Raw genomic sequence first — 18,310 nt, forward strand, 5'->3', positions numbered from 1 at the left:
TCAGGCTGCGGACGCTTTCGCCAGCTGAGCCTTGATGGCCCAGGCCACGTGCTCCTGCACCAGTTCGGATGGATGTGACTGCTTTGCGCGAAGCGCCTGGATGGTTTGCTCACTAAAGGGCGCGTTGCCCAGTGCCACGGCAATATTCCGAAGCCAACGCTCATACCCGATCCGGCGAATCGGGCTGCCTTCGGTGCGGTTTTGAAACGTGGTCTCATCCCAAGCAAACAAGTCGAGCAGGCGCGCTCGATCCAGGCCATGGCGTATCTGAAAATCCACCTCGATCGTGGCGTCGGCAAACTTGTTCCAAGGGCAAACCCACTGACAGTCGTCGCAGCCATAGATCCGGTTGCCGAGCAACGGTCGCAAGTCCTCGGGAATCGAACCGTGCAATTCGATCGTCAGATAGGAAATGCAACGGCGGGCGTCCACTTGATACGGCGCGATGATCGCCTGGGTGGGACAGACATCCAGACAACGGGTACAGGTGCCGCAGTGGTTCCGGTCGTGCGCTGGATCCGGTGCGAGTGGCAAGTCCGTGTAAAGCTCGCCCAAAAAAAACCAGGAGCCGTGCCGCTCATGGATCAGATTGGTGTGCTTACCGATCCAGCCTAGCCCCGCGTTGCGGGCCAGCGCCTTTTCGAGAACCGGCGCGGAATCCACGAACGCACGATAGCCGAACGGTCCGACTGCCTGACCGATGCGGTCCGCCAGTTTCTGCAGTCGCTGCCGCAGTACCTTGTGGTAGTCGCGACCCAAGGCGTAGCGCGAAATGAAAGCTGCGTCCGGGTCGGCGAGGATCTCGGCGATCGGAGCCGCATCCGGCTGATGGTAATCCATCCGGACAGAAATCACGGACACGGTTCCGGTATGCAATTCGGCTGGTCGTGAGCGTTTGCTGCCGTGGCGCGCCATGTAGTCCATGTCACCATGAAACCCCTGCTGCAACCAAGACAGCAAATACGCCTCGTCCTCGGCCAGCGGCGCTGTCGATACGCCACATTCCTGAAATCCCAACGCCCGCGCCCACTGACGAATCTGTTCGCGATCAGGCAGTGCCCGGGTCTCGTTCATGGCCAAAGTCACGCCATGGGTCGGGCGATCCGGAACCACACCGCCGTATGCCATGGCAGCATCAACGCGAGCCAGTAGCCATTGGCCTGCGCGTCGCCATCGAGCTTGAGCAACAAGGCAGCGGCGCCCGCCAAGACGCCGACCCAGGCCCAGATCTGGCCTGCGCGATTGTCGCCGCGACGCAATTGCCAGAATGCGCGAACCAACAGCAACGATGTCGGCAGAAACAGGAGTACGTTCTCGTTCGCGGCCGCCATGCTGTGGTCGGTCGCGGTCATCAGTGCGATCAACCCGGCGCCGATCACCGTCGAAACCAGACTGACGAGGATGCCTACCCATGCGGCAACCGAACGGCGCAGACCGGGCGCAGCCCCTGCCATCCACCACCACAGAGCTGACATCGCCGCGCACAGCGCCGCAAAAATCCAAACCCCAGGCATGCTGGCTGCACGCAGCTCGACTTGCGGCTCGACCAATTGCAACGAATCGGTGATCAACGGCTCGGAATCACCGAGCTCAGGGTTTTGCACCTCGAGCGCGAATCGTCGGAATTGCTCTGGCACAAACGCCTGTTCAAAGAAGCTGATCGGCCGGTCCGCGTGGCGCCCGAGCCCAAGATCCATGCCGACTGCCATCCAGGGAACCGTCGCGCCATATTGCAACGCCAAGCGCCGATACGTTGCCCCCTCGCTGCGCACCTGCAACTGATCGCGGGCAGCACCGTTCAGCACGGCGTCAATCACGTTGCGCACCCGCGTCGAACAGTTATCCACAAAGTAGTCGTAACGGTATTCGGCGTGTTCCGGCAGCGCGTTCTGAGCCAACATTTCGGCGACGGCATAGCGCTGGTCGGGCGTGAGATTCAGCCAATCCAACTGCACGCCCCGGCCTTCTTCGGCGTACATGTTGAGATCGCGCGCGGGCGCGCCGGCGGCGAGCCGATACAGCATTTTTCCGCGCAGGAAGTTCAGCAGGAAATTGGGTTGATCGAAATCGAACGTTCCAAAGTTGTAGAGCTGCGCCTCCTGGCGAACTGTGTTCTCAACCAAGATCGCATTGTGGCCAAAGCTCTGCCAATACACCGAGCCCGGCGACACCGTCATCAGACCGATCCGCAGCGCCTCGCCGCTATCGGGATCAATGCTTGCCGCCGCGGCAGCTGCCGCCACGGCCGCTGCTTCGGGGGTTCTCGATGCATCATCCGGGTTGGGCAGCGCCTGCGCGTGAACGCTCCAATTGCACCCGACGAGCCACACGCAGGCAGCGAGCAGGCGGCAAAACGCCACGCTTACGCCTTGTGACATCGTTCGGCCGTCAGTTGTACCACTCGGCGCTGGTCGGCCTTCGTCACATGAAATCGAAACGCACCCAGGTTCAGCTCCTCGCCCACCGTGGGCAAGCGCCCCAGCGTGTGGGTGATCATGCCGCCAATGGTGTCGAAATCGTCGTTCGGAAAATTCGTCTCGAAACGTTGATTGAAGTCCTCGATCAAGGTCACCGCATTGACGCTGTAACGATCCTCGCCAATGGGCCGGATATTGAGATCCGGGTTGGCTTCGTCATCGTGTTCGTCGTCGATGTCACCCACGATTTCTTCGAGGACGTCCTCAATCGTGACCAGGCCGGACACGCCGCCATACTCATCGATGACCATTGCCAAATGATGCCTGGACTGACGGAACTCCTTCAGCAAGACATTCAGTGGCTTGTTTTCGGGGATCAGCCGCACTGCGCGCACCAACCCACGGATGTTGCAAGGCGCGCTCTGCTCGGCCAGACAGCGGAGCATATCCTTGGCCAACAGCACACCGATGATCTCGTCTTTGTCTTCGCCACACACAGGGAACCGCGAGTGGCCGGACTCGAGCATAATCCTCAGAACTTCCTGAAGGCTTGCCTCGACCGGAACGGTCACCATTTGCGCACGCGGCACCATGACGTCGGCGACCTGCTTGTCGGCAACCGCGATGGCGCCTTCAATCATGGCCAGGGTGTCCGCGCCGAGCAGGCCGTTTTCTTTGGCCGCGCGCAGTTCCTGTAGCAGTTCTTCTCGATTTCGGGCTTCGCCGGCAAGCATGTGGCCCAAGCGATCCAACCAGGATCTTGCCGGCGTACTACTGGGGGGTCCGTCGTTCATCGCCAGATGGCAGGCTGCCCAAGGGGCGGGCCTTCAAGTGTATCGAATCCGGCCCCAGCCACCAAATCGCCGATCGCACGGCGCCTGCAATGCCGCGTTCACTCGTAAGGATTTGGAATACCAAGTGTTGCCAACGCCTTGATTTCTAAAGCTTCCATGATCTCGGCATCGGCGTCTTCAATGTGGTCGTAGCCGAGCAGATGCAGGACGCCGTGGATGCACAGATGCGCGAAGTGCTGCTTCAGCGCTTTGCCTTGAGCCTTGGCTTCATCCGCCATCACGGGCGCGCAAATGACCAAATCGCCGATCAGTGGCGTCTTGACGCCAGGCGGCAGTTCAACCGGGAACGACAGCACGTTCGTCGCATAGTCGCGACCGCGATAGTCTCGATTGAATGCCTGTGCCGGCTCGCGATCCAGGATTTGAATCGACAATTCGGTGGGTTTGCGCCGTCGCGCCACTCGCAATGCGGCCTGGACCCAACTCTCAATGTCCGACCGAGTCGGCAGTCCGCGCTTTGGCACCTGCACATCGAGATGAACGATGGGGCTGCTCACGGTGCGATGATCTCCAGGTGTGCACCGATTCTGGCCCGCATGGCAGCAATGGTCTCGGCATCGTCCGACACCAGAATCGGCGTACGCGCCGCCGCCAACAGTGGCCAATCGATCATGGCATCCGAGTACGCGCAATCAAACGGAGCGGGATACCCATCATCTGCGAGCGCCTTGACCTTATCCGCACCGTTGCACTGGCGGTCGATCACATAGCCACCCCAACCAAACCGGATTGTTGAGGCCACGAGAACCGGTTGCCGGGGCAGGTCCAGCCGAGCCAGGAGACCTAGGGCAAGCAGATCGAGTGCTCCGGTCGCCACAACGACCGTTTCGCCGCGCTCCAAATCAGCGCGCAGCCGTTTTGTTGCTGCGGGCAGGATGCGCATGGGGTAATTTGCCGCGCACGTCGACGCCAACCCCGGAATCCGACTGGCCCGCCCGACGCTCGCCACCCACAGAAAGCCCGAAATACCCAACTTCCGCCAGCGGACGGTTTTCATCAGCGGCATCAGCAAAGGCGTCACGATCGCTGCCAACAGCATGCGGTACCAAGTATCCGTCAGCAGCTGCTTGATGAAGGCGTGACCCACATCGCCATGGACCAGGGTTCCGTCCAGGTCGTAGACCACACAGGCAGGCTTACTCATGCGCCGATGCCGCCTTGGCTGCCTGTTCATGGCGATCGTAGGCGTCGATGACTTTCGCGACGAGCGGGTGGCGCACCACGTCGCGCGCTTCGAAAAACGTGAAGCTGATGCCGTCAACGTTGCGCAGCACCTCGATTGCATGTTTGAGCCCGGAGCGGACATGCCGCGGCAGGTCGATCTGGGTGATATCGCCCGTGATCACGGCCGTTGATCCAAAGCCAAGACGGGTCAGAAACATCTTCATCTGCTCCACCGTCGTATTCTGCGCCTCATCGAGAATGACAAACGCATCGTTCAACGTGCGGCCACGCATGTACGCGAGCGGCGCCACTTCAATGACGTTGCGCTCAATCAGTTTGCCCACGCGCTCGACGCCGAGCATTTCGTAGAGCGCGTCAAAAAGAGGCCGCAGGTACGGATCAACTTTTTGTGACAGATCGCCCGGCAGAAAACCCAGCTTTTCGCCAGCTTCTACCGCTGGCCGAACCAGCAGGATCCGGTGAATCTGGTTGTCTTCCAAAGCCTGGACAGCGCTCGCGACAGCCAGATAGGTTTTGCCCGTTCCTGCGGGCCCGACGCCAAAACTGATGGCATGCCGAACAATCTGGTGCAGATACTTCTGCTGGTTGGCACCACGCCCGCGAATGGCACCGCGCTTGACCCGGATGCTCACGTCCTGCGGTACGTGCGATTCGGGCGCCGAATTGCCAAGCGCTTCCGGCCCGAGTTGCTCGGTCAGCGCCAGATGCACTTGATCCGGCGTCAACGTGACGGACTCGGTGGCCTCGTACAGGGCGTGCAGGATCTTCACGGCCTGATCGATGGCCGCTGACTTGCCCGTTACTCGGAATATTGGCCCGCGATTAGCGATCACGACGGGCAGCGCCCGCTCGATCTGGCGCACGTGCGCATCGGTGGCGCCACACAAGTTGGCCAAGCGCTCGGGCGCGTCGGCCGGAAAACTGAATTCACGGTGTTGTTCTTTGGGTGCTGCCATGGACTGAACTCTCGGTGAGACAAACATTGTGCGGGGCCGAACGTATGCTGCCAAGTGGACCAGCCGGAGATGGTTCAGCTTGGCAAGACGCTAATGACACATGCCGGCCCGCTCACAAATGGCCTGGCTGGCGAGTCATGAAGCGCCACCCTGCCCGCCGCCGGTCGCGGCCATCGGCCGACTCCGACGCCATCAACCCACCAGAATTGGGATAGTCAGACGCCCCCAGTCTGCGCATAATCAGGCCATGCAGGATTTCGACGCAATTTACCAGCATGTCAAACGTCTGGCTCGCCACGAGCTCAGCAAACATGCGCCGATGACACTGAACACCACGGCGCTGGTGCATGAGGCGTATGTCAAGCTGAGCGAATACGGTGCGACGGTCGAGGACCGTCAGCATCTGGTGAACCTTGTCGTCCGGGCGATGCGCCAAATCCTGATCGACTCTGCGCGCCGCCGCGCCAGTTCCAAGCATGGCGGCGACATTGCGTTTCAAGCGCTGGAACCGAGCATTCCGGAGCCCACAGCAGAGTTCGACGCGGAAGCCGTCACGCAAGCCATCGATCAGATCAAGCAGGCGCATCCCCGCATGGGCCAAGTGGTCGAGATGCATTTCCTGGGCGGCATCGAGTTCAACGATATCGCCGAACTTCTCGGTGTCGACCGCAAGACCATCTACCGGGACTGGACCGCCGCCCGGGTGCTATTGACTGCTGAATTGGCGCCCTGACCCAGAACCGACGGGCAAACGCCCACGCCCTATTTGGCCTTGCGCCGGGCCTCGATGACGTTCGGTAATCCGGCGACTTTGTTCAGCAGGCCACTCAACTGTGCGAAATCGTTGACCCGCACGGCGAAATGCATTTCGGCGGTACCATGATCGGCGTCCAATCGGGTGCTCGCCGCAATGACGTGCGCATCGGCAGCTGAGATGGCGGACGAGACGTCCTTCAGCAGGCCTTTGCGGTCGTATCCCCGAACCAGAATCTCGACCTCGTACGAAAACTCCGGGCGTTGGCCCCAGCTCACGTCGATTCGCCGATCCGGATCGCGCTCAATCAACGCCTGATAGCTCGCACACCCCGCCCGGTGAATGCTCACCCCTTTGCCACGAGTCAGATAGCCGACGATCGGATCGCCCGGGATCGGCTGGCAGCAACGCGCCATCTGGGTCAACAGATTCCCAATGCCCTCAATCGTGATCGCGTCTTTGTCGCGCCGCTTGATTCGCGGGGGTTCGGCCGACATTTCCGGCTTGGCCGGCGCTTTGGGCTGCGTCAGCTCATGGAGGCCACGGGCGATCTGGCCGGTGGTCACTTCACCGATTCCAATCGCAACGTAGAGCTCATCAACCGTCTTCAAGTTGAACCGCGCCGGCAAGGCGCTCAAGTCGGCATCGCTCATCGCGATGCGCTTCAGCTCCTTCTCGACCAGTTCTCGACCAGCCACCACATTGCGTTCGTGATCCAGTTTGCGAAAGTAGGCGCGAACCTTTTCCTTCGCCCGCGGCGTGGTCAGAAAGTGATTGGCCGCAATCACCCAATCGCGACGCGGCTCGCTGACTTTGGCCGTGACAATTTCGATGACATCGCCACTCGTGGGTGTCGACTCCAGAGGCAGCAAGCGCCCATTGATCTTGGCGCCGCGACAACGATGCCCCACTTCGGTGTGCACATGATAGGCAAAGTCCAGCACGGTGGCGCCCCGTGGCAGGTCAACGACTTTGCCCTGTGGGGTCAGCAAATAAACGCGGTCATCGACGACATCGGTTTGCAAGCCTGCGAGCAAGGCGGCATCTGATTCAGTGTCGGCCTTGGCCTCCAGCATTTGCCGGAGTCCGGCAATCTTGCGCTCGAATGCCGCATCGCCTGCCCCGCCTTCCTTGTAGCGCCAATGCGCGGCAACCCCCAACTCGGCATGCTCATGCATCTCCAGCGTACGGATCTGCACTTCCAGAGCCTTGCCATCCGGTCCGATCACCGCAGTGTGCAATGAGCGGTAATTATTGCCCTTTGGGCGGGCAATGTAATCGTCGAACTCGCCCGGAATGGGCGGCCACAGAGCATGCACCACGCCGAGGGCGGCATAGCAAGTGGGCACATCCTGGACAATGACGCGCACGGCACGCACATCATAAAGCTGGTCCAGATCGACCTGCTTCTTGCTCATCTTGCGCCAGATCGAATAGATGTGCTTTGGACGGCCGGCGATATCGGCTTGAATCCCTTGCGCGTTGAGCTCCTTCAGCAAATCGGCCTTGACGCGCACAATAAAGTGCTCACGGTCCCCGCGGCGCTCATCGAGCGCTTTGGCAATGCGCCGGTATTGTTCGGGCTGCAAGTAACGAAAGGACCAGTCCTCCAGTTCCCATTTGACCTGCCACACGCCCAGTCGATTCGCCAACGGAGCGTGGATGTCGGCGGTCAGCTGTGCTGCGGCCCGGCGTTCACTCTCGGGCAACTGGCTCGCCTGCCGCAGGCGCAACAGTTGCTCAGACAGCAGCACAAACACGACGCGCAAGTCCTTGATGATCGCGAGCAGCAATCGACGCAGCCCCTCGGCGCCACCACTGGTGCCCCGTTCGGCATACAACGACCAAACGCGTTGCGCCTCGTTCTGGCCCTCAATCAGCGCACGCAGTCGCTGCGGCAACTTGTCGGGAATCTGCGCGCAGGCATGCCACGCGGTGGCGGCGAGTGTTTCGGTGTCGACACCCAACTGCTGCAAAATGCCGAGGACCGCGACAAGTTGCGCTTCCGGGCGGTCCGTCCGCGGTGCTTGCCGATAATGGTCGCAAGCGGCGCGCAAACCGGGGTCTTGCGCTCGTTCCGGCCCGAGTGTGGCCAGCCATGCTTCCAGGTTGTCCGGCACTGCCGCTGGCGTCTGCTGCATTCGCGCATGGTATCAGGCGGCACTCGAGTGGACACTTTGATTTGGGTCCGCTTTATGCCTGCCAGAAATGAGCGAGCCACGACGCAAGCCCTGCAGGCGCAACGAGTGCGCGTCAGCTCAGAAAGCGCTGCTCGTCAAAATATTTGTCGGTCAGGAAGACACATCGCTATCGCGTGTTGGCGAAGCGCCCCTTTACAACCACGCGGGGAGCGCCTTCGCCAATGCATTCTTCTCGGCCGTTGCAGCGCCGACGAGCGCGAAGCCGCGGAGATGGCCATCCGGGTCGACAAAGCGTGCCAAGACGCCCTCGGCATCGACCTGCTCCTCCCAAGTGCCGGCAACTCCCTCAGGAGGCGGGCAGACCACCACCGGCATCGCAGGGGTCTTCACAACAACTGGCATCGCGGGATAGCTCACATCAGTCGGCGTGCCCGCCAAGGTCTTGGCAAGTGCCCGTGCCGCTTGCATGATGGGCATCACGTAAGGCAACACCCAGCCATCGACCGCTGCGCAATCGCCCAACGCAAAAATGTTCGGATCGCTGCTCGCCAATTGCCGATTGACCTGGATGCCCCGACCGACTGCAAGCCCGGCGGCCTGTGCGAGCGCCACGCGCGGCCGGAGGCCCACCGCTGACAGCACCAGGTCAAAGGTCTCGACATCACCCTGATTGAACGTTGCCTGCAATCGGCCCGAATGATGCTCCAACGCGCTGACGGTCTGACCCAGCCGCCACGCGATTCCGGCGGCCATCAACGCACTTCGCAAGCGCTCAGCAGCGTGCGGGGGCAGCAATCGGGACAGTGGTTGGTCAGCGACATCGAGCACCGTGACCGACTGATCGGCGTACCGCAGATCATTCGCAAATTCGCAACCAATCAAGCCGGCGCCAAGCACCAGAATCCGTCGCGCCGATTGGGCGCGCTCGCGAAATCGCACGTAGTCGGCCCAGTCATTGACCGACAACACGGCATCCTGCGCATCGCCGGCAATGGTCAAACGAATGGGATCCGCACCGAGCGCAAGCACCAGTTGCCGATAACGCAGCGTTTCGCCCTGCAAATGCACGCAAGCCTGTGCGCGGTCGATCGCCAGGACATTGCAGCCGGACCGAGTCTCGATTTGGAGTTGCTCAGCCAACACATCCGCCGTGGTCGTCAACAGCGATTCGGGGCTACGGCCGCTGGCAAACGCGTTGGACAACATCGGCTTGGAGTAAAAGCCCCCAATGTCCGCGCTGATCAGGGTCAATGGCTGCGTCTTGTCGAGCTTCCGGAATTCACGCGCGACGGTCACGCCCGCCAAACCGCTGCCGATAATAAGGATGGGGGCGTCATGGTGCATCGTTGGGGTGCCAGGTGCTAAACCCGCAATGATAGCAGTGCTTTGACACCCGCCTGCCGATCCCGAACGCTGGCACAATGGCAACCCGACCGTCGCACCCTATACGAGCCGTCATGCGTGCCCTGCCCTCGCTCCGTCAACTGCGGTACTTGATCGCCTTGGCGGAGCACCTGCACTTCACAAAAGCCGCTGAGTCGTGCTTCGTTACGCAGTCGACGCTGAGCGCGGGCATCAAAGAGCTTGAAGAGTTGCTCGGACCGGCGCTGGTCGAACGCGACAGGCACAGTGTGCAATTTACGGAGGCCGGCAGTCTGGTCGTGGCGCGCGCGCGTGAATTGATCGCCGCTACTGAGGATCTGGTTGAAGAAGCACGGGTCTTGGCTGCACCGATGCAAGGCATTCTGCGGCTTGGTGCGATTCCTACGATCGCCCCCTTCCTCCTGCCGCCTTTGCTGACCGAACTCCGGTCCGCGGAGCCCGATCTGAAATTCGCCTTGCGCGAAGACATGACTGCCAATCTGCTCGACCGGTTGCGGTCGGGCCATCTCGATCTCGCGCTCATCGCGTTGCCCGTGGACGTCAGTGGCCTGCAGGTCAAGCCGCTGTTTGAGGACGAGCTCTGGCTCGTTGGGCCGATGCAGGACCCAGCACTGAAAGCGCGTCACGAGATCAGGCCCAACGACTGGAGTGATCGTCTGCTGCTGCTTGAAGAAGGCCATTGCCTGCGCGAGCATGCGTTGGCGGCGTGCGCAGCCCGCGACAAACTGCGTGCCGATGAGATTGCTGCAACGAGTCTGTTCACCCTGCTGCAGATGGTGGAGTCCGGATTGGGTCTGGCGTTGATTCCGGAACTCGCAATTCGCGCCGGCATCCTGACTGGCAATACCTTGCGCGCACGAGCTTTGCCACAAGCACCCACTCGAGAGATTGCGTTGGTCAGTCGCAAGACGAATCCGCGGGCTACCGAAGCGGCGCTGATCGCTGACTTCTTGATGCGATGGCGCAAACGCCAAAAAGCGCTACCCAGAAAACGCACCATGCATAGCGTTGCGGCCGACTGATCGCGGCACGCATCATAGGTAGGCGGGGACGCGCCGCGACACGCTGTCGCATGGCCCACCAACGCTCGGTTCAGAGGCTTTTCAAGAGGCCGGCTTGACGCAGGGCAACTTGGCTTTGTAATCAGCAGCCATGCTGAGGCCTTGCGCGGCAGCTTTGTCGAACCAGGCGGCGGCCTGTTCGCATTGCCCGGCACTCCGGGCGAGCATCCGGCCAACGTTCACCATGGCCTCTGGTTGGCCGGCGTCAGCAGCCTTGCGATACCAGAGCAATGCTTGATTGACGTCGCCAGAGCGTTCCCACCATTCGCCCAGATTGTTCATCGCTGCGCGTTCGCCACGCTCGGCGGCAATCTTGAGCCAGGGCTCGGCATCGACCCGATCCGCTGCGGGCGCATCGGATCGGCCGAGCCACCAACCCAGCAGACTCTGCGCATCGGTCCGCCCGGCTTGGGCGGCGCGACAGAGCCAACGCGTCGTGCAGTCGGCGCCCGCTGCCCCTTCGTTCAAGCAGATACGACCCAGCGCCTCCTGTGCCCCGGCGTGGCCCGTTGCGGCCGCTTGCTCCAGATATCGCCGCGACTCTCCGCCATCGGTCGCACACTGTGCCTGCCGGAACTGCCCTTCTGCACTGCCGAGTCCGGCCGCACGAAAAGCAGCATCGCAAACTGCTTTGGGTTCGGATTTCGGATCCGTGCGGAGCCGTGTCAAAACGGCTTCCGCAGCGCCCTGATCGTTGTTCTGGGTTTGATAGCCGATACGCCACTCGGTGTCTGGCAGTTGGTCTCGGACAAACCGGCGAATCGCATCGGCGCTCGTACGATCGCCTTCAGATTCCAACCGATTCGAGCGTACCCACAATGTCACCGCCAGATTGGCCATGGCTTCACGGGCTTGATTGGCGTCTTTCTTGACCTTGACCTTTTGCCGCAGCGATTTCAGTTCCTTCTCGGCTGGCGCCCGCCACTCGGTTGCCGGCTTGGGTTTCGGCAACGCGCAGCCGGCATCCGCATGCATGCTCGTGGCGAGGGCAAGCAGGAGCAAGCCGATGCGATGGTTCAGACAGCTCATGACAGTTTCACCATTGAACGTTCGGGCAGTGCCAGCACATTAACGGAAAGCGCCAGCAAAACATGAACCAGCCATAGATAGGCTGGAATCTGCAGATTGAAATCGGCCAGCGCATGCGTGCCCACGACGGCATAGGCGGTCAACAGCCCGACCGCACTACCGCGCAGCAGCTTGTCATCCCGTCGGGTCAGCACGCGCAGGCAGGCATGTACGGCAAACATCAGCGTTGCCAGCACCATCAACATACCGAGGAGCCCGCGCTCAACCAAGGTTTGCACCCAGTCGTTGTGGGCATGCTGGTAGTGCAAGAGCACACTGTCTGGTTTGAACTCGCCAAAAGCGGCGCGGTAGCCGCCCACGCCGACGCCCAACAGCCAGTGCCCAGAAAGCAGCTTGAAACTGCTGGCTGCCACGCGGACGCGTTCACTGTCGCTCGGTTCAGTGCCTGTCGGTGTGGCAGGCCGGACCGGGATCTGCAAGCTGTCCCCTGCGAGACCCGATTCGGCGCTGGCCAGCACCGTGGTCTCCCGAAACCGCTGTTGCAATCGATCGAGTCCGAACCAGGAACCGGCCAACAGGACATCGATGACAAAAATCGATGCGACCAACGGAACCAAACCGGGCGGCAACGGCCGCCACCGCCAGACGGCTACTGCGCCGACCACGGCCAGGGCGAGTCCGAAAGCCAGATTCCCCATCCGCGACTGCGACACGATCAGTCCGATGACAATGACCACCAGCAACGTCCGCACGAAGAGCTTGCGACTGAGCAGCAATACCAACACATTGCGGAACCGTTGGCCCCAGGTCTCGGGATAGCTGTGCGAATTCAGGTCAGCACACAGCAAGCCGAACCCCAGCGCGCCGCATATGGCGAGGTAGCCGGCAAAATGGTTTCGGTTGATGAAAGGGGCGCGCGCGACGTTCACGGGGTCCAGTTGAATGCCGAGCAGCGACCAGTCAAGTCCGGATAACGCCACCGCCAGCCCGGTCATCGCAAGCACCGCGCCGTTGATGAAAATGGCCATCAGGGTCCAGCGCAGCCGACGCCGGGAGTGGCACAGCATACCGAGCACGCCCGTGTGCAACCCCATCCCACCGAGCATCAGCGTCGTACGGAGGCTTGCCCGCACATCAGCCAGCCCCAGCCACGGGGCCAGCACAAGGCTCAGCACCAACAACAGCATGATCGTCAGCCAGGCAAATCCCAGCAGGCGCCCGCGTTCTTGAATGTGCTGATGCCGGCGGGCGTCGAACCGGCAAAACAGAATTGCCGCCACGGTGCTCAACATGCCAGCCGTCAACAACCAGGGCCAGATCCAGTCGCGATTGGCGCCAAACAACCAGGGTGCGAGTAACAGGGGCAAGAGATGCAAGCCCCAGATACCGCGCTCGACCGGATGGCCCGGGTCAAACATGATCCCCGCCGACTCGAGTCAACAACACCCGATCGAACAGGCGACCGCGACGCTCTACGCGAATCGCCAGACCATGCAGACTGAATGCGACAATCAGGAACAGCGCAGCCATCAACCAATCCGGGGCGCCATGGAGCAAGCCGAACAGCGCAATAGCGACCGCTGCCAATTGCACGAGCATCGCAATCAACAGGGTTTCGCGCACACTGAACCCGGCACGGAGCAGCAGATGATGGGCGTGTCGCTGATCGGCGCTGAACGCCGATTGCCCGTTGAGCAAGCGCCGCAGCAACACCGATACGGTGTCGATGAGCGGCCAGGCAAGGAGCCAGAGTGCACTCGTGGGCGACAGCTCAAAACCCGTCTGACTCGACTCCACCAACACGAGACCCAGCAGAAAGCCCAACGGCAACGTTCCCGCATCGCCCAGAAAGACCCGTCGAATGCGCCATCGAAATGGCCAGTTCCACAGCAGGAAGGCGAGCATGCCAATTGAAATCAGACCTAGCACTGTGGGTAATTGCGGATCGGCCTTGGCATAGAGGAGCCAGAACCAGAGCGGCCCGGCGATCAATACAAACAAGCTGCCCGACAGACCATCCATGCCGTCAACCATATTGTAGGCGTTGATGACGCCAACCAGGCAGAACACCGAAAACGGCAGCGCGAACCAAGCCAGTTGGATTGGCGCGAGCCCGGGCAACAGCGCGCCGACCGAGTGCAAACTCAATCCCGACGCCCAGAGCACGCCAAACACAATTAGGGCCTGCGCCAACATGCGCCAGCGCGCCGACATGTTGAACCGATCGTCGAGCAGCCCCAATATGCCGAGCAGCCCCATGCCGAGCAAAGTCAAACGCAGCTTCAGACTCCAGTCGGGGATGGCCAGCATCACGATCAGGCCAGCCAGCAACACGGCGAGCCCACCAATCACCGGCACTTCGCCCTGATGATGTTTGTGTCCGCCCGGCCGATCCATCCAGCCAGCCCGTGGGGCCAAGGCCGCAAGCAACGCAATTAGCACGTGCGTCAGCACGAACATTGCGAGCCAATGCAGCCAGGGCAGTTGCGTCATTGCCGCGCCGTATCCAGATGGTCCAAATACCAGCGATACGCCTCAGCGAGACCATCGGCCAGCGGCGTGCGCGCCTGCCAACCCATCGCCGCCATGCGGCTCACATCCAGTAATTTTCGGGGTGTGCCGTCCGGCTTCGTCGGATCAAACACGATCTCGCCCCGAAACCCGACCGTCTTGGCAATCAATGCCGCGAGTTCGGCGATCGCCAGATCGTTGCCAACGCCAACGTTTACGAAACGCTGTCGCGGCGCGGTGTGCGAAAGCCACGTGGCGCGCGGGCAATTCAATACAAACAGCACCGCATCCGCCAGATCATCGACGTGTAGAAACTCGCGCTTGGGTGTCCCGGTGCCCCAGACGGACACTTGGTCGGCACCGAGCTTGGCTGCTTCGTGAAAGCGTCGCATCATGCCTGGAATCACATGGCTGTTGACTGGGTCAAAGTTGTCGCCTGGTCCGTAGAGGTTAGTGGGCATGAGACTGCGGTAGTCGCGGCCAAATTCAGATTCGTAGGCTTCGCACAAACGAATGCCGGCGATCTTGGCGATCGCGTAGGCCTCATTGGTGACCTCAAGTGCACCGGTCAACAATGAGCGCTCTTCTATCGGCTGCTCCGCAAACTTCGGATAGATGCAGGAACTGCCCAGAAACAGGACCTGCTGGACCCCGGCGGCATGGGCGGCATCAATCAGGTTCAACTCGATCTGAAGATTGTCGCTCAGAAACCGAACCGGCTGCGAGCGATTGGCCTCGATGCCACCAACCTTGGCAGCTGCAATAATGAGCACGTCCGGACGCAAGCTCGCGAGCGTCGAGAACACGTGGACGCGATCCCGAAAATCCAACTCGGGCCGGGCCAAGCCTTGCACCGCCAAACCCTCGACGGCCTGCAGCCGGCGCATCACGGCCGAGCCGACCATGCCCCGACTGCCGGCAACCAATATGTTACGGGCCGCGGTCAAAGCGTTCCTCCTTGTCGGGCGCATGGTAGTGATGCGTGCCGAAGTTGCGCTCGCGCTCGGCCAACCATAGGTCCGCTTCGACCATTTCGCTGACCAGCTGATGGAAACTCGTCTTCGGCACCCAGCCGAGTTCCTCGCGCGCGCGGCGCGCATCCCCCAGCAGCGTGTCCACTTCGGCCGGTCGGAAATACGCCGGATCAATCTGCACCAGACGATCGCCCACCTTGCAGCCCGGCCACTCGCGTGCCATCGCAACAATGTCGCCCACCTCGTCCACGCCAGAGCCGGAGAACGCCAGTGTCAGGCCCAACTCGCGGGCAGCCGCAATCACGAAATCCCGAACCGAATGCTGCTCGCCCGTCGCAATCACGTAGTCCCGTGCCTGGTCTTGTTGCAGCATCAACCACTGCGCTTCGACATAGTCACGTGCATGGCCCCAGTCGCGGCGTGCATCCAGGTTGCCGAGTCGCAGTACCCCATCGAGGCCCACACAACGGCGCGCCAGTGCACGCGTGATCTTGCGCGTCACGAACGTCTCACCGCGCCGCGGCGATTCGTGGTTGAACAGAATCCCGCTGCAGGCATAAAGCCCGTAGGCCTCACGGTAGTTCACCGTGATCCAGTGGCCATAGAGTTTCGCCACACCATAGGGCGAGCGCGGATGAAACGGCGTATCTTCGTTCTGCGGCACTTGGTGAATGCCGCCAAAGAGCTCGGACGTGGATGCCTGATAAAAGCGCGCCTTGTCGCGCAGCCCGAGCGTGCGGATGGCATCCAGAATCCGAAGCGGTCCGAGCGCATCGGCGCTCGCCGTGTACTCGGGCTTTTCGAACGACACCGAGACATGGCTCTGCGCCGCCAGATTGTAAATTTCGTCGGGTTGCAACGACTCAACCAGTCTCAGCAAGCAGAGCGAGTCGGTCATGTCTCCATAGTGAAGGCGCAAGCCTTCCCGCTGATCATTGCGATCGCGATACAGGTGATCCACGCGCTCCGTGTTGAAGCTCGACGCCCGGCGTTTGATGCCGTGCACCTGATAGCCCTTGGCGAGCAGCAATTCGGCCAGATACGAGCCGTCCTGTCCGGTCACACCCGTGATCAGCGCCACTTTTTGAGTCATGTTTTGAGTCCTTGCTGGCGGCTCAGTGCGAATGCCTGCGCCGTTCTGATCATCTCGGAAATATTGGCACGCCTGGGCTGCCAACCCAATACTGCTCGGGCTTTGGCCGAACTCGCCGACACCGCAGCCGGATCACCGGGGCGGCGCGCGGACCAATCGATGGGAACGGTACACCCGAGCTCCGCCTCGATTGCCCGAATAATGTCGAGCACCGAATAGCCTCGCTCATTGCCCAGGTTGAAGACCGACAACTCGCCGGCAGGCAGCGCCTGTTCGAGCGCCAGCACATGGGCGTCGGCGAGATCGGACACGTGACAGTAGTCGCGAATACAGGTGCCGTCCGGCGTCGGGTAATCGCGGCCGTGCACAGCTAGCGCCGGCAGCTCGCCACGCGCGGCCATCAGGGCGCGTGGGATGAGGTGCGGTTCCGGCTCGTGCCACTCGCCGAGCTCGCCGTCTGGATCAGCACCGGCGGCGTTGAAGTAGCGGAGCGCAACGGCTGTCCACTGCTGCGCTCCCGCAATGTCGGAGAGCAGTTGTTCCACGATCCATTTTGATCGGGCGTACGGACTTTGCGGTTCGGGCGTCGCGGTTTCGGTGGCGTTAAGCGCATGGCCATAGACCGAGCAGGAGCTTGAAAACACGACCCGCCTGACCCCCACGTCGGCCATGGCCTGAAACAGGTTCAGTGCATGGCCAATGTTGTCGCGGTAGTAGATCAATGGCTGACGCACCGATTCGGCTGGATAACAGCGCCCGGCAAGATGGACGACAGCGTTGATCGATTCGTCTCGGAGCAATGCGGTCAGCGCGTCGGCGTCCTGCAAATCGCCGACCACCAGACGTCCGTAGCGCGCCAGTTCGGCATGTCCCGTACTCAGGTTGTCGAATGCAATGACCTGGTGGCCACGCAGGCAGAGCGCCTTGCAGACATGGCTGCCCACATACCCTGCCCCGCCGGTCACCAGTACCTTGAGCGCCATGACTTACTCAATCCGACCAGCCAGCAGCTGCTCGAAATACGCGATTGTGTGCCGCAACCCCTCGTCCAGATTGACGGTCGGCGCCCAGTCAAGCCGCTCGCGCGCGAGCCGGATATCCGGCTGGCGTTGGGTGGGGTCATCGGCCGGCAACGGTTTGAACGCGAGCTTGGACGACGAACCCGTCAACGCGATGACTTTCTCGGCCAACTCCCGGATGGTGAATTCGCCGGGGTTGCCGAGGTTCATCGGTCCGACAAATTCGGCGGGACTGGCCATGAACTTCAAGAAGCCGTTGATCAGGTCGTCGACATAGCAGAAGGAGCGCGTTTGCTGACCCTCGCCGTAGATCGTGATGTCTTCGCCGCGCAGCGCCTGCACAATGAAGTTCGACACCACACGCCCGTCATTCGGATGCATGCGCGGACCGTAGGTGTTGAAGATCCGCACTACTTTGATTTCCAGCCCGTGCTGACGGTGATAATCGAAGAACAGGGTCTCGGCGCAGCGCTTGCCTTCGTCATAACAAGAGCGCGGCCCAATCGGATTCACGTGCCCAACGTACGACTCCGGTTGCGGATGAATTTTGGGATCGCCATAGACCTCACTGGTCGATGCCTGAAAGATCCGGCACTTCAGTCGCTTGGCCAGGCCAAGCATGTTGATGGCACCATGGACGCTGGTCTTGGTCGTCTGCACGGGGTCATGCTGGTAGTGCACTGGCGACGCCGGACACGCCAGATTCCAGATCTCATCGGCCTCAATGTACAGCGGCATGGTGACATCGTGCCGCAGGAACTCGAACCGCGGATGGCCCAGCAAGTGTGTGATGTTGCGCTTGGAGCCAGTGAACAGATTGTCCGCGCAGACCACCTCGTGACCCGCAGCAATCAATCGATCACAAAGGTGCGAGCCGAGAAAGCCGGCGCCACCCGTGACCAAGACCCGTTTGGTGCTCTCATAGTGGCGCAT

17 protein-coding genes are annotated in these 18,310 nt (G+C 61.4%); 2 read left to right on the forward strand and 15 right to left on the reverse strand.

Going from position 1 to position 18,310, the window contains the following annotated elements:
* From queG to C7S18_RS09170, 6 genes are all read right to left on the reverse strand, one after another.
* Entirely contained in the window at positions 1-1,074 is a 1,074-nt protein-coding gene (queG, locus tag C7S18_RS09145; protein WP_106893981.1) for a tRNA epoxyqueuosine(34) reductase QueG, read from the reverse strand.
* Between the two features lie 8 nt (positions 1,075-1,082).
* The gene (locus tag C7S18_RS09150; RefSeq protein WP_106891270.1) at positions 1,083-2,378 is read right to left on the reverse strand and encodes a lipoprotein N-acyltransferase Lnb domain-containing protein; all 1,296 of its coding nucleotides are present in this window, start codon (positions 2,376-2,378) and stop codon (positions 1,083-1,085) included.
* The gene (locus C7S18_RS09155) at positions 2,363-3,211 is read right to left on the reverse strand and encodes a CorC family transporter (RefSeq protein ID WP_106891271.1); all 849 of its coding nucleotides are present in this window, start codon (positions 3,209-3,211) and stop codon (positions 2,363-2,365) included. The genes C7S18_RS09150 and C7S18_RS09155 overlap by 16 nt, the downstream gene beginning before the upstream one ends.
* Before the next feature lie 98 nt (positions 3,212-3,309).
* A complete protein-coding gene (gene ybeY / locus C7S18_RS09160; protein ID WP_106891272.1) occupies positions 3,310-3,768 on the reverse strand; it encodes an rRNA maturation RNase YbeY in 459 nt (152 codons plus the stop codon).
* The gene (locus tag C7S18_RS09165) at positions 3,765-4,415 is read right to left on the reverse strand and encodes a haloacid dehalogenase-like hydrolase (RefSeq protein WP_170113192.1); all 651 of its coding nucleotides are present in this window, start codon (positions 4,413-4,415) and stop codon (positions 3,765-3,767) included. Before C7S18_RS09165 ends, ybeY begins: the two co-directional genes overlap by 4 nt.
* Positions 4,408-5,412: a PhoH family protein gene (locus tag C7S18_RS09170; protein WP_106891274.1), complete on the reverse strand. Its 1,005-nt coding sequence runs from the start codon at positions 5,410-5,412 to the stop codon at positions 4,408-4,410. The genes C7S18_RS09165 and C7S18_RS09170 overlap by 8 nt, the downstream gene beginning before the upstream one ends.
* A gap of 247 nt (positions 5,413-5,659) precedes the next feature.
* Between C7S18_RS09170 and C7S18_RS09175 the strand changes: the two genes are divergently transcribed.
* Positions 5,660-6,145, forward strand: a complete 486-nt coding sequence (locus C7S18_RS09175) for an ECF-type sigma factor (RefSeq protein ID WP_170113193.1) — start codon at positions 5,660-5,662, stop codon at positions 6,143-6,145.
* A gap of 29 nt (positions 6,146-6,174) precedes the next feature.
* On the opposite strand, the gene C7S18_RS09180 is transcribed toward C7S18_RS09175, so the two are convergent.
* Positions 6,175-8,307, reverse strand: coding sequence for a RelA/SpoT family protein (locus C7S18_RS09180; protein WP_106891276.1), 2,133 nt, complete (start codon positions 8,305-8,307; stop codon positions 6,175-6,177).
* Between the two features lie 192 nt (positions 8,308-8,499).
* A complete protein-coding gene (locus C7S18_RS09185; protein ID WP_106891277.1) occupies positions 8,500-9,651 on the reverse strand; it encodes an FAD-dependent oxidoreductase in 1,152 nt (383 codons plus the stop codon).
* 113 nt (positions 9,652-9,764) lie between these two features.
* On the opposite strand from C7S18_RS09185, the gene C7S18_RS09190 reads away from it, so the two are divergent.
* Entirely contained in the window at positions 9,765-10,712 is a 948-nt protein-coding gene (locus tag C7S18_RS09190) for a hydrogen peroxide-inducible genes activator (RefSeq protein ID WP_106891278.1), read from the forward strand.
* Between the two features lie 81 nt (positions 10,713-10,793).
* Here the strand turns inward: C7S18_RS09190 and C7S18_RS09195 are convergent, their stop codons facing one another.
* Genes C7S18_RS09195 through C7S18_RS09225 form a run of 7 tightly spaced genes read right to left on the reverse strand, consistent with a single transcriptional unit; the run spans position 10,794 to position 18,310 of the window.
* Positions 10,794-11,780 (reverse strand): tetratricopeptide repeat protein, encoded by a 987-nt coding sequence (locus C7S18_RS09195; RefSeq protein WP_106891279.1) that lies wholly within the window; start codon positions 11,778-11,780, stop codon positions 10,794-10,796.
* Positions 11,777-13,198: an O-antigen ligase family protein gene (locus C7S18_RS09200; protein WP_106891280.1), complete on the reverse strand. Its 1,422-nt coding sequence runs from the start codon at positions 13,196-13,198 to the stop codon at positions 11,777-11,779. The genes C7S18_RS09195 and C7S18_RS09200 overlap by 4 nt, the downstream gene beginning before the upstream one ends.
* Positions 13,191-14,273 carry a hypothetical protein gene (locus C7S18_RS09205; protein WP_106891281.1) on the reverse strand — a complete coding sequence of 361 codons (1,083 nt, stop codon included), beginning with the start codon at positions 14,271-14,273 and terminating at the stop codon, positions 13,191-13,193. Before C7S18_RS09205 ends, C7S18_RS09200 begins: the two co-directional genes overlap by 8 nt.
* The gene (locus tag C7S18_RS09210; RefSeq protein WP_106891282.1) at positions 14,270-15,238 is read right to left on the reverse strand and encodes a GDP-L-fucose synthase family protein; all 969 of its coding nucleotides are present in this window, start codon (positions 15,236-15,238) and stop codon (positions 14,270-14,272) included. The genes C7S18_RS09205 and C7S18_RS09210 overlap by 4 nt, the downstream gene beginning before the upstream one ends.
* Positions 15,222-16,358 carry a GDP-mannose 4,6-dehydratase gene (gene gmd, locus C7S18_RS09215; RefSeq protein WP_106891283.1) on the reverse strand — a complete coding sequence of 379 codons (1,137 nt, stop codon included), beginning with the start codon at positions 16,356-16,358 and terminating at the stop codon, positions 15,222-15,224. The genes C7S18_RS09210 and gmd overlap by 17 nt, the downstream gene beginning before the upstream one ends.
* The gene (gene galE, locus C7S18_RS09220; protein ID WP_106891284.1) at positions 16,355-17,341 is read right to left on the reverse strand and encodes a UDP-glucose 4-epimerase GalE; all 987 of its coding nucleotides are present in this window, start codon (positions 17,339-17,341) and stop codon (positions 16,355-16,357) included. Before galE ends, gmd begins: the two co-directional genes overlap by 4 nt.
* A gap of 3 nt (positions 17,342-17,344) precedes the next feature.
* Entirely contained in the window at positions 17,345-18,310 is a 966-nt protein-coding gene (locus C7S18_RS09225) for a UDP-glucuronic acid decarboxylase family protein (RefSeq protein WP_106891285.1), read from the reverse strand.

The sequence above is a fragment of the Ahniella affigens genome, assembly GCF_003015185.1.
Taxonomy (GTDB): domain Bacteria; phylum Pseudomonadota; class Gammaproteobacteria; order Xanthomonadales; family Ahniellaceae; genus Ahniella; species Ahniella affigens.

What these genes read in the sequence shown, in the direction of transcription:
- C7S18_RS09165 (WP_170113192.1), bottom strand. Translation starts at nt 4,415, where the DNA reads ATGAGTAAGCCTGCCTGTGTGGTCTACGACCTGGACGGAACCCTGGTC.
- C7S18_RS09225 (WP_106891285.1), bottom strand. Translation starts at nt 18,310, where the DNA reads ATGCGCCACTATGAGAGCACCAAACGGGTCTTGGTCACGGGTGGCGCC.
- C7S18_RS09200 (WP_106891280.1), bottom strand. Translation starts at nt 13,198, where the DNA reads ATGTTTGACCCGGGCCATCCGGTCGAGCGCGGTATCTGGGGCTTGCAT.
- C7S18_RS09150 (WP_106891270.1), bottom strand. Translation starts at nt 2,378, where the DNA reads ATGTCACAAGGCGTAAGCGTGGCGTTTTGCCGCCTGCTCGCTGCCTGC.
- C7S18_RS09180 (WP_106891276.1), bottom strand. Translation starts at nt 8,307, where the DNA reads ATGCAGCAGACGCCAGCGGCAGTGCCGGACAACCTGGAAGCATGGCTG.
- C7S18_RS09175 (WP_170113193.1), top strand. Translation starts at nt 5,660, where the DNA reads ATGCAGGATTTCGACGCAATTTACCAGCATGTCAAACGTCTGGCTCGC.
- C7S18_RS09195 (WP_106891279.1), bottom strand. Translation starts at nt 11,780, where the DNA reads ATGAGCTGTCTGAACCATCGCATCGGCTTGCTCCTGCTTGCCCTCGCC.
- galE (WP_106891284.1), bottom strand. Translation starts at nt 17,341, where the DNA reads ATGGCGCTCAAGGTACTGGTGACCGGCGGGGCAGGGTATGTGGGCAGC.
- gmd (WP_106891283.1), bottom strand. Translation starts at nt 16,358, where the DNA reads ATGACTCAAAAAGTGGCGCTGATCACGGGTGTGACCGGACAGGACGGC.
- queG (WP_106893981.1), bottom strand. Translation starts at nt 1,074, where the DNA reads ATGAACGAGACCCGGGCACTGCCTGATCGCGAACAGATTCGTCAGTGG.
- C7S18_RS09190 (WP_106891278.1), top strand. Translation starts at nt 9,765, where the DNA reads ATGCGTGCCCTGCCCTCGCTCCGTCAACTGCGGTACTTGATCGCCTTG.
- C7S18_RS09170 (WP_106891274.1), bottom strand. Translation starts at nt 5,412, where the DNA reads ATGGCAGCACCCAAAGAACAACACCGTGAATTCAGTTTTCCGGCCGAC.
- C7S18_RS09185 (WP_106891277.1), bottom strand. Translation starts at nt 9,651, where the DNA reads ATGCACCATGACGCCCCCATCCTTATTATCGGCAGCGGTTTGGCGGGC.
- C7S18_RS09155 (WP_106891271.1), bottom strand. Translation starts at nt 3,211, where the DNA reads ATGAACGACGGACCCCCCAGTAGTACGCCGGCAAGATCCTGGTTGGAT.
- C7S18_RS09205 (WP_106891281.1), bottom strand. Translation starts at nt 14,273, where the DNA reads ATGACGCAACTGCCCTGGCTGCATTGGCTCGCAATGTTCGTGCTGACG.